Origin of the sequence: uncultured Microbulbifer sp. (genome assembly GCF_947498635.1) — a bacterium.
GTDB lineage: Bacteria > Pseudomonadota > Gammaproteobacteria > Pseudomonadales > Cellvibrionaceae > Microbulbifer > Microbulbifer echini.
This window is the reverse complement of record NZ_CANMKV010000094.1, coordinates 1-1538: the sequence shown is the minus strand read 5'-3', so window position 1 is coordinate 1538 and position 1538 is coordinate 1. Positions and strand designations below refer to the sequence as shown.

The following is a 1538-nucleotide window of genomic DNA, read 5'->3' as shown; positions in this document are numbered from 1 at the left end:
TGCTCTATCTGATTTTCATGGGCCAGAGCAATATTGCCATAACTCTTGTAGGCAACACTCCATACCACTTCACCATCCTGATTAGTGAGGGTATCTGGAGTTCCCAGGTGATCCAGATGGTAGTGATAAACCTGCTCTTTATCTTGTTTGTTTTCTTTTAATCCAACAGGTTTGAAAGTGCCCGGCTCAAAGTAGTAGGTACGGGTATTGATATCCTGCTGGGTCTGGATATCGGTTTTGTTTTCCCGCAGGAGTACGTCGCCATCCCAGAGAAAATCGGTTTGCTCGCTTTCACTCGCTTTACCAATACGGCGGCCCAAGGGGTCGTATTGGTAGTGGATGACCTGCTGGAACTGTTCTGTGCCGTTTTCTACCTTAAGCTTTTCTACACGGGCCAGCTGTTGGCGGTGGTTGTAGTGGTAGCGGGTTTGCAGTTTTTGTCCTTTACCGCGGAGCTCGGCGATGCGGTTGCCATGAATGTCGTAGCGGTAGTGCGTATCACCGCGGAAGGCTAAACGGTTACCTTTGACCTGTGTGGCGCTGGCCTGTTGTTTGGCTTCGTCTTTCGAGTTGGCAGCGGCCAGAATATTGTGTGCGGGGTCGTGCACAAAGTATTCGGGGTTGGGGCCGTCTACCTGGGTAAGGCGGTCGAGTGCGTCGTAATGGTAGCTGCGGGTGCCGCGCAGGCTGTCCTCAATTTGCGCGATCTGGCCAGCTTTGTTGTACTGGTAGCGGCGCTCCAGAATGGAGTTTGACTGAGTCGGATCGGATACCGGACCATTGGCCTTGCCCAGGCGCAGCTTTTGCAGGCGGCCCTGAGGATCGTAGTCTCTCTGGCTTTCCAGCCCATTGCCGTGCTGGCGCTGACTTTCCCTACCCTGTTCATCGTGGCTGATGCTGGTGATCAGTTGGGCGGCGTCACCACCGACAGGGCGGCGGTGCAGGCTTTGGAATTGGCCAGCGGGATTGAAAGCGAAGTTCAGTACTTCACCATCGGGTAATGTTGTGGCAATACGATTACCGGCGGCATCGTATTGGTGACTGAGTTTGTCTTTTCCCTGCCAGTCGGCCACAACACGCCCATTAGCATCGTACTCCCAGCGCAGTTTACGGTGAGCATTTTCCGCTTCGATTAGCTGACCGCTGCGGTTGTAGCGGAAGTTGGTAATGCCGTCGGGGGTGACTTCTTCTAACAGGCGGCCGAAGGGGTCGCGCTCGAAGATGGTGTCGATACCCTTACCAGTATCAGTGTCGGTTACGGCTCTGGAGCTGATTAAGTGGCCAGCGCGATTATAGGCATAGCGGCTCACGCGGCCGTCGAAGCCAACTTCTTCAATCAGGCGCTCATTGAGATCGTATTTAAGCTGGTAGCGCTCTCCGTTTTCATTGGCGAGGCCGACTAAGTTGCGCTCGCCGTCGTAGTGATATTCAAGTCGGCTGCCGTCCGGGTTGGTGCGGGTCTTAACCTGACTGAGGCCGTCGTAGGCGTAGCAGGTACTTCGACCTTCGGAGTCGGTAACTTCGGCCAGTAATCCCTG

At 54.6% G+C, this 1538-nt stretch carries 1 protein-coding gene; it reads right to left on the bottom strand.

The genetic code is table 11. The features are described 5' to 3' along the window. On the bottom strand, positions 1–1538 hold a 1538-nt coding region (locus tag Q1A69_RS19915), incomplete at both ends, for an RHS domain-containing protein (RefSeq protein ID WP_299589611.1).